The organism is uncultured Cardiobacterium sp. (assembly GCF_938028185.1).
In the GTDB taxonomy this organism is placed as follows: domain Bacteria; phylum Pseudomonadota; class Gammaproteobacteria; order Cardiobacteriales; family Cardiobacteriaceae; genus Cardiobacterium.
The window spans coordinates 1-9,032 of record NZ_CALJAH010000256.1 but is presented as its reverse complement, the minus strand read 5'-3'; the positions used below and the strand labels follow the sequence as shown (position 1 = coordinate 9,032).

Genomic DNA, 9,032 nt, shown 5'->3' with positions numbered 1-9,032 from the left:
GACAAGCCTGTTGAACTCATGGGATTGACCTTCCCCAACCGCCTTGGCCTCGCCGCCGGGCTGCGCGAGCCGTTCCAGTCCTTCTGGGAACAAGTATTTGCTCGCGCAGCGAGAAAGGGGCTTATCCGCCGAATTGTAAACACGCCCTAATCGCGCAACCCGTAGGCGGAGCCTGTCGCCCTACACCTGCCGCTTGGAACTGCCCCGTGGCACATTCCGGCAACCACAAAAAAACCGCCCTTCGGGGCGGTTTTCGCATAGGTGCGTGAGCGCTACTTACTCTTTTACCAGCGTAATCACCACGGTGGTGTCATCGGCGCCCGCTTCGGCAGCGATGAAGTTTTTCCCGTTGAACAGCAGCGTGTCGCCCGCTTGCAGTTCGTGTTTTTCGCTGTCGTTGAGGATAACGGTGATTTTGCCGCTCATCACGTTGAAGACGATGTCTTCGCCTTCGTGGTTGTGCTTGTCGATTTTCTCGCCGTTTTTCAGCGTCTTGCGCACCACGGCACCGTGGTTGTTGCTAAAGACTTTGCCCTGGTCGGTGAGCACTTTGCCCGCAGGCGCATCGGCGGCGAAAGCAGGCAGGGTCAGGGCGATGAGGGCGGCTGTCAGCAGGGTTTTCATGGAGCTTCTCCGGTTGTGAATGGAGCGCTGACTATAGCGCCCCCGCCGCTGTCGTGCAAATGCGATTTCTTCTCAAGTTATGACTTTTGGTTATGCCGCAACGCCCCGCCAATGCACGCTTTTTATGCTATCATCGCGCGGTTTTTCCCCGGCGTCACGGCGCGGTTTTTCCAGAAATCAAGGCTCTGTTTTCATGCTCACCTTCCCCGAATTTAATCCCTATATTTTCAAACTCGGCCCGGTGCATCCGACCTGGTACGGGCTGATGTATGTCATCGGTTTCGGCTGCGCCTATCTGCTCGGCGTGCAGCGCACGAAATCCAATCCGGCGTGGTCGAAGGAGGATGTCAGCGACCTGATGACGTATTTGATGCTCGGCGTGGTGCTGGGCGGACGTATCGGTTATGTGCTGTTTTATGGCATGGGCTACTGGGCGCAGGATTTGTTGTATCCGTTCAAGATTTGGGAAGGCGGGATGTCTTTCCACGGCGGCCTGCTCGGCGTGATGTTTGCGCTGTGGCTGTTTGGCCGCAAGAAGGGCAAGCGTTTTTGGGACGTCAATGACTACGTCGCGCCGATGATTCCGCCGGGGCTGTTCTTTGGCCGCATCGGCAATTTCATCAATGGCGAGCTGTGGGGTCGCCCGACCGATGTGCCGTGGGGCATGGTCTTCCCCGGTACGCACGACGGCATTCCGCGCCACCCGTCGCAGCTTTATGAGGCGGGGCTGGAAGGCATCGTCCTCTTTCTCGCCATCTGGTTTTATTCCGCCAAACCGCGCCGCAGCGGTCAGGTCTCCGGGCTGTTCCTCATTCTCTACGGCATCTTCCGCTCGCTGGTGGAGCTGGTGCGCCAGCCGGACGGCCAGGTCAATTTCCTCATCGGCGAAATCACCATGGGGCAGGCGCTCAGCCTGCCGATGATTCTCCTCGGTCTCTGGCTGATGCTGCGACGGGGGCCGCGTGCAGACGTATCTTGAGCTGCTGCGCCACATCCTCGCGCACGGCACGCCGAAAAGCGACCGCACCGGCACCGGCACCCGCGCCGTCTTCGGCTACCAGATGCGCTTTGACCTCGCCCGTGGTTTTCCGCTGCTGACCACCAAGCGGGTGCATTTCAAATCCGTCGCCTATGAACTGCTGTGGTTTTTGCGCGGCGACACCAACGTCCGCTGGTTGCAGCAACACGGCGTTTCCATTTGGGACGAATGGGCGGACGAGAACGGCGACCTCGGTCCCATCTACGGCAAGCAATGGCGCGACTGGGGCGGGCATGACCAAATCGCGCAGGTGCTGCAAACCCTGCGCGACGAGCCCGATTCGCGCCGCATGATTGTGTCTGCCTGGAACGTCGGCGAACTGGCGCAGATGGCACTCGCCCCCTGCCACGCGCTGTTTCAGTTTTACGTCGCGGGCGACCGCCTCTCCTGCCAACTTTACCAGCGCTCGGCGGACGTCTTCCTCGGCGTGCCGTTCAACATCGCCAGCTACGCCCTGCTCATCCACATGATGGCGCAACAGGCCGGTTTACAGCCGGGCGAGCTGGTGTGGACGGGCGGCGACGTTCATCTCTATAACAACCACCTCACCCAGGCCGAAACCCAATTGATGCGCGAACCCTATCCGCTGCCCACGCTACAACTGCGCCCGGCGCCCGCCATTGACGCCTACCAGTACAGCGACATCACCCTGACCGATTACCAAAGCCACCCGGCCATTCCCGCGCCGGTGGCCGTCTAACCCCTACCGGAGACACCCCTTGCTGCGCCTCATCCGAAACACCTTCTACTTCCTGATCATCATCGGCGTCTTTGGCTGCGTCCTGCTGTTCATGTACGCGCTCAAGCTGGAAAAAGAATACCACCTCGACGACCGCACCCTGGACGGCGCACTATGGAGCGTCCCGGCGCGCGTGTACGCCCGCCCGCTCGAACTCTACCGTGGCGCGACCCTGACCGCAGACGATCTCGTCAACGAACTGCGCCTGCTCGACTACCGCGAAACCGCCAACCTCAACGACGTCAAACAGTTCCACCGCGACGGCGACACCGTCGAATACTACGCCCAGCCCTTTGCCTTCTGGGACGGCGCCCGCCCGGCGCGGAAAATGCAGGTGCGCTTCGACAAGGACAAAATCACCGACGTACAAAACCTCACCACCCTCGAAGAAGAAGTACTGGAGCGCCTTGACCCGGTACGCATCGCCAGCATCTACCCCGCGCACAAACAGGACCGGGTGCTGGTCAACCTCGAAGACGTGCCGCCGGTACTGGTGGACAGCCTGATCGCCATCGAAGACAAAAACTTCTGGAAACACCCCGGCGTTGACCCGCGCGGCCTCGCCCGCTCCATCTACGTCACCTACATCCAGAAATCCGGCAAACAGGGCGCGAGTACCCTCACCCAACAATTCATCAAAAACCACTACCTGAGCAGCGAGCAGACCGTATCGCGCAAACTCAAAGAAATGCTGATGGCGCTCGTGATCGAATACCACAACGACAAAAAAACCATCCTCGAAGGCTACCTTAACGAAATCTACCTCGGCCAGGACGGCCAGCGCGCCATCCACGGCTTTGGTCTGGCGAGCGAATACTACTTCAACAAAGACCTCAAAGACCTCGGCCTGCACGAAATTGCGATGCTGATTGCACTGGTGCGCGAGCCCGGTAACGCCGACCCGCGCCGCTTCCCCGACAAGGCACTGGAGCGGCGCAACATGATGCTTGATCTCATGCAACAAAACGGCCTCATCAGCGAAGCGGACAAAAAACTCGCGCAAAGCCTGCCGCTGGACGTGGTGGACGTCGAAACCCAGCGCGACCGCGTCCGCTTCCCCGCCTTTGTTGACCTCGTTTACCAACAACTGGGCGAACATTACAAACCCGAAGACCTCACCAAAGACGGCCTCAACATCTTCACCACCCTCGACCCGCAAATCCAGCAAAAAACCCAAAAAGCCCTCTCCGGCGCGCTGCCGACGCTGGAAAAACGCAACGGCCTCAAAGCCAACTTCCTGCAAAGCGCCGCCGTCGTCGTCAACACCAGCAACGCCGAAGTGCTGGCCGTCGTCGGCTCCAGGGTCGCCAACGAACAGGGCTACAACCGCGCCCTCTCCTCGCAGCGCAACATCGGCTCCGTCGTCAAACCGATGGTGTACCTCACCGCGGTCGAATACCCGCAAATCTACACGCTGGCCACCCCGCTCGACGACAGCCCGCTCAACTACAAACAGGGCACAACCACCTGGTCGCCCAAAAACTACGACAAACGCAACCACGGCAAAGTCACCCTGCAAGAATCCCTCATCCGCTCCTACAACATCCCGACCGCCCGCCTCGCCCTCGATGTCGGCATCAAGGACGTCACCGGCACCCTGCAACGCCTCGGCGCGCGCGCAGGCCTGCCGAACTACCCCGCCGTCTCGCTCGGCGCAGTCAGCATGAACGCCTTTGAAGTCGCGCAAATCTACGAAACCTTCGCCAGCGGCGGCTACCTCATCCCGCTGCGCTCCATCCGCGAAATCACCACCCAGGACGGCACCGTCATCAGCCGTTTCGACCTCAAGGCGGTCAAAGCGATCGAGCCGGGGCCGCACTACCTCATCGTCTCCACCATGCAAGAAATCCCGCGCCGGGGGACGGCGACCGCGCTCAAAGAAAAAATCAGCCCCAGCCTCAACATCGCCGCCAAAACCGGCACCACCGACAGCTACCGCGACAGCTGGTTTGCGGGCTTCTCCGGCAACCTGCTCTCCGTCGTCTGGGTTGGCAACGACCAGAACAAAATCACCAAACTCACCGGTGGCACCGGCGCGATGCGCGTCTGGATGGACATCATGAAAAACCTGCCGAACGAACCGCTCGAGCTGAAAAAACCCGACGGCATCGTCACCCGCATGGTGGACAAATACAGCGGCGCCCTCGCCGGACAAGGCTGCGCCGGTCGTGCTGCCGAATACGCCTTCATAGCCGGCTCCGAGCCGACCTACTACCAAAGCTGCGCCGCGCCCAAACCGGCCGCGCGCGATGACGACGACGAAGGCGGCGGCGGTACCGGCGTCTTTGACAACAGCGGCGGCCTGCAATGGGAACAACCCTCAGGCGGCGGTGGCGGCCGCAGCAGCGGCCAGCCCGTCAGCGGCTGGGGACAGGGCGGCGGCAGCACCGGCCAACCCGTCTCCGGCTGGGGACCGGGCAACTGACCCACACAAAACGCCGGGAAACCGGCGTTTTTCATGGACGCACCCGGGCTGTTTGCCATTTGAATCCCTTCCCCGTGGGGGACTGGAGCAGCTCGCGCGAAGTGCGACAAATCTTTGCTCGCGAAGCGAGAGAAAGGGCTGGGGGAGGGCAGCAAACATGAAAAACAAACCTCAATTTACAAAGAACACCGCTCACACCACCCTAGGCGCTGTTTACAATTGGCCATAACATAATGATTTCATTAGCAGGTTTGGTTAAGGCCTGTTTACCATTCAGCCGTAAACACGCCCAATGCGGTTGCGTCGCGACGATTTTGTGAGCTACATCATTAGTTTGTAGGGTGTGTGCCGCAGGCACGCACGCGTTTGCCGATGTCAAATTCCCGCGTGCGTGTCGGCTACGCCGCCACACACCCTACGCACGGAACCCGCCCGCTGCGGGTTTCGCCCTGCGGGAGAGGGAGATCTAAATTGTAAACAGCCCTTAACCCTCTCTCTTGCTTCGCAAACAATGCTTGTCGCTGCGCGAGCTGTCTCAGCGTGCGTAGGGTGGGGCTTGCCCCACCGCCGCACAACCATGCCGAGCGCCGTCTATGGCGGGTTTGGGCGTTGTTTGCCATTCGGCGGATAAGCCCCTCTCTCTTGCTTCGCAAACAATGCTTGCCGCTGCGCGAGCTGTCCCAGTCCCACAGGGACAAGGATTGCTCGCGTAGCGAGAGAGAGGGGGGCATATTGGCTGTTTTCCCGGTTTTTAGCTCCCTGCACAAGCACACGGAAAAATGCGATTCCCCAAAATTTTGAACAGATTCTGAAACTTTCGGTGAACGGCTATAATGCCGTTACGGTTTTTGTGAAGGAGTACACAATGTCCGAAAGCAAGACGGCCGAGGTGATTTTCCGCGCACGCGGGCTGACCAAGGTGTACCGCATGGGCGATGTCGAAGTGCGGGCGTTGCGCGGCATTGATCTGGAGCTGTTTCAGGGCGAGTTCGTGGTGATGCTTGGCCCGTCTGGCAGCGGCAAATCAACGCTGCTCAATATTCTTGGCGGGCTGGATACGCCGTCTTCGGGCGAGGTCTGGTATCACGGCGAAGACTTGAGCCACGCCGACGACGCCCGCCTGACCCGCTTTCGCCGCGAGCATGTCGGCTTTGTTTTCCAATTTTATAATCTGATTCCGAGTCTGACGGCGCGCGAGAATGTGGCGATTGTTACGGAAATCGCGCCCCATCCGCTACCGCCTGCCGAGGCGCTGGCGCTGGTCGGGCTGGGGGGGCGGCTGGATCATTTTCCGGCGCAGCTTTCGGGCGGCGAGCAGCAGCGGGTGGCGATTGCCCGCGCCATTGCCAAGCGGCCGGTGGTGATGCTCTGCGATGAGCCGACCGGCGCGCTGGATTCGGCGACCGGGGTGCGGGTGCTGGAAGCGCTCGCCACCGTCAACCGCGAGATGGGGACGACCACGGTCATCATTACCCACAACGCCGATATTGCGAAGATGGCGCAGCGGGTGTTGTGGATGCAGGACGGGCAAATCGTGCGCGAGGCGGTGAATGAGCGTCCGCTCGCGGCCAGCGAGCTGGAGTGGTGAGATGAAGGCCCTGCACCGTAAAGCCTTGCGTGATTTGTGGCGGATGCGCGGCCAGGCGCTGGCGATTGCCCTGGTGATTGCCTCCGGCATCGCCATGCTGGTGATGGCGCAGGCGACGCTGTTGTCGCTGCGCGATACGCGCGATGCGTTTTATCGCGAGACGCGCTTTTCCGAGGTCTGGGTACAGGCGAAGCGCGTGCCGCAGACGATGTTGGCGCGGCTGGCCGAGATTCCCGGGGTCGCCGAGGTGGAGGCGCGGCTGGTAACGGGCGCGAAGTTGTCGTTGGCGGGTTTTGCCGAGCCGACGGAGGCGCTGGTGCAGTCGTTGCCGGACGATGGCGTGCCGCGGCAGAACCGCCTGCTGTTGCAAAGCGGCCGTCTGCCCGCGCCGGGGACGACGCGCGAGGTGTTAATCGGCACGGCGTTTGCCAAGGCGCACGGTCTGCAAGCGGGCGATACGCTGCAAGCGATTATTTACGGGCGGCAGCAGCGCTTTACCATCGTCGGCACGGCGACTTCCGCCGAGCATTTGTATCTCATCAGCCCCGGCGCGATGTTCCCGGATGATTTGCGCTACACGGTGCTGTGGCTGCCGGAGCGGGCGCTTGCCGCCGCGCTCAACATGAAGGGCGCGTTCAACGAGGCGACGTTCCGCCTTGCCCCCGGTGCGGACGCGCAGACGGTCATCGCCTCTATCGACCGCCTCCTCGCCCGCTATGGCACGACCGGCGCGACCGACCGCATGGAGCAGGTGTCGCACCGTATGCTGCACGAAGATTTCCGCCAACTGGCGACCCTGACCTGGATGTTCCCGGCCATTTTCCTCGCCGTCGCCGCCTTCCTCCTCAATATGGTGTTCAAGCGCCTGATCAGCATGCAGCGCGACCAGGTCGCCATTCTCAAGGCCTTTGGCTACCGCACGGCGCAGGTGGCGGCGCATTACGGCCTCATCGTCAGCCTGATTTGCTTCGTCGGCATCGTCCTTGGCACGGCGGCGGGCGTGTGGCTGGGACAGCGCCTCGCCGCGCTTTATCAAATCAACTTCCACTTCCCCTATCTGCAATTCCGCCTCGACCCGCAAACCGTCGCGGTGGGGGCGGTGGTCAGCCTGCTCGCCGCGCTCCTCGGCAGCGGACGCGCCGTCTATATCGCCGCGCGCGAACCCGTCGCCCAGGCGATGTGCCCGCCCGCGCCTGACCGCTTCCGCCGTACCCTGCTGGAGCGCCTCGGCATCGCCCGCCATTTCAGCCAGCCGACGCGGATGATTTGGCGCCAACTGGAGCGTCGCCCCGGCAAGGCGCTGTTTGCCATCATCGCCCTGGCGGCGGCGGGCGGCATTGTCGTCGTCGGCTACTTCCAGCGCGGCTCATTCAACTACATGAACGGCGTGGAAAACTATCTCGCGCAGCAGCACGACATCAGCGTCAGCTTCATCGAAGACGCGCCGCCGCGCGCCCTCTACGAACTCGCGGCGATGCGCGGCGTGCGTGCCGCCGAAGGCCAGCGCAGCGTGGCGGTGCGTGTTGCCCACGACAACCGGCAGAAACGCCTCATCCTCGAAGGCATCGGCGAACACAGCCAGATGCGCCACCTCATGCGCGCCGACCTGCGCCCGCAGCCCCTGCAAACCGGCGGCATCATCCTCGGCGACTACTTTGCCGACTGGCTCGGCGTGCGCGTCGGCGACCGCGTCTGGGTGGAAATCCTCGACGGTCGCGGCAAAACCGTGCAAGTGCCGGTCGTGCAAACCGTGTACACCCTCTCCGGCAACAGCGCCTACATGACCCTGCCCACCCTGAACCGCCTCCTCGGCGACGAACGCATCAACGGCGCCCTGCTCACCGCCGACACCGAAGCCGTGAACCGCATCCAGCGCGAACTCAACGACCGCCCGCGCGTCATGGCCGCCAGCACCCGCCGTGGCGCCATCACCGCCTTCCACGACATGATTGCCCGCGTTGGCGGCACCCTCAGCATCATCGCCGTCTTCATGGGGATGATCGTCAACATCGGCGTCGTCTACAACACCATGCGCATGGCACTCTCCGAACGCAGCCGCGAACTCGCCAGCCTGCGCGTCCTCGGCTTCAGCCACGGCGAAGTGCGCTACATCCTCCTCGGCGAAATGCACATCCTCGTCCTCGCCTCGCTGCCGCTCGGCATCGCCTGCGGCTACAGCCTCATCTACGGCCTCGCCCAGGGACTGCAAAACGACCTCTACCGGGTGCCCGCCATCATCGACCCCGCCGCCTACGCCATCGCCACCCTGACCACGCTCGCGAGCGCCGCCCTCTCCGCCCTCGTCATCGCGCGCCAACTGCGCCGCCTTGACCTCATCGAAGTCCTGAAAACAAGGGAGTAACCCATGCGCAAAACCCTCACCTGGCTCGCCCTCGCTGCCGCCGTCGCCTACCTGGCCTACCTCGCCCTGCGCGAAGAACAAACCCTCATCGCCAGCGCCACCGCCAGCCCGCACGACCTCCAACAAACCTACAGCGAAGAAGGCCGCACCCGCCTGAAAAACCGCTACCACATCCACGCGCCCGTCAGCGGCACCCTGCGCCGCATCACTCTGCAAGCGGGCGACAGCGTGCGCGCCGGACAAACCCTGGCCGAA

The 9,032-nt window shown here is 62.3% G+C and carries 6 protein-coding genes and 1 pseudogene; 6 read left to right on the top strand and 1 reads right to left on the bottom strand.

Features of this window, described 5'->3' with window-relative positions; genetic code table 11:
- Positions 1–276: 276 nt before the first annotated feature.
- The gene (locus Q0349_RS07420; RefSeq protein WP_298080234.1) at positions 277–624 is read right to left on the bottom strand and encodes a cupin domain-containing protein; all 348 of its coding nucleotides are present in this window, start codon (positions 622–624) and stop codon (positions 277–279) included.
- Between the two features lie 193 nt (positions 625–817).
- Between Q0349_RS07420 and lgt the strand changes: the two genes are divergently transcribed.
- The 6 genes and pseudogenes from lgt to Q0349_RS07390 form a co-directional block, all read left to right on the top strand.
- On the top strand, positions 818–1,603 hold the full coding sequence (gene lgt, locus Q0349_RS07415) for a prolipoprotein diacylglyceryl transferase (protein ID WP_298080233.1): 786 nt from the start codon (positions 818–820) through the stop codon (positions 1,601–1,603).
- Positions 1,587–2,363 (top strand): thymidylate synthase, encoded by a 777-nt coding sequence (locus Q0349_RS07410; RefSeq protein ID WP_298080232.1) that lies wholly within the window; start codon positions 1,587–1,589, stop codon positions 2,361–2,363. The genes lgt and Q0349_RS07410 overlap by 17 nt, the downstream gene beginning before the upstream one ends.
- 19 nt (positions 2,364–2,382) lie before the next feature.
- Positions 2,383–4,827 carry a penicillin-binding protein 1B gene (gene mrcB, locus Q0349_RS07405; RefSeq protein ID WP_298080231.1) on the top strand — a complete coding sequence of 815 codons (2,445 nt, stop codon included), beginning with the start codon at positions 2,383–2,385 and terminating at the stop codon, positions 4,825–4,827.
- An 865-nt stretch (positions 4,828–5,692) separates the two neighbouring features.
- A complete protein-coding gene (locus Q0349_RS07400) occupies positions 5,693–6,415 on the top strand; it encodes an ABC transporter ATP-binding protein (protein ID WP_298080230.1) in 723 nt (240 codons plus the stop codon).
- Position 6,416: 1 nt separating this feature from the next.
- Positions 6,417–8,777, top strand: a complete 2,361-nt coding sequence (locus Q0349_RS07395) for an ABC transporter permease (RefSeq protein WP_298080229.1) — start codon at positions 6,417–6,419, stop codon at positions 8,775–8,777.
- Between the two features lie 3 nt (positions 8,778–8,780).
- A pseudogene (locus tag Q0349_RS07390) lies at positions 8,781–9,032 on the top strand (efflux transporter periplasmic adaptor subunit); the annotation flags it as partial.

Bases quoted from the DNA above. Each gene is read 5' to 3' on its own strand.
- Q0349_RS07420 (WP_298080234.1), bottom strand. From the start codon at position 624: ATGAAAACCCTGCTGACAGCCGCCCTCATCGCCCTGACCCTGCCTGCT.
- lgt (WP_298080233.1), top strand. From the start codon at position 818: ATGCTCACCTTCCCCGAATTTAATCCCTATATTTTCAAACTCGGCCCG.
- Q0349_RS07400 (WP_298080230.1), top strand. From the start codon at position 5,693: ATGTCCGAAAGCAAGACGGCCGAGGTGATTTTCCGCGCACGCGGGCTG.
- Q0349_RS07395 (WP_298080229.1), top strand. From the start codon at position 6,417: ATGAAGGCCCTGCACCGTAAAGCCTTGCGTGATTTGTGGCGGATGCGC.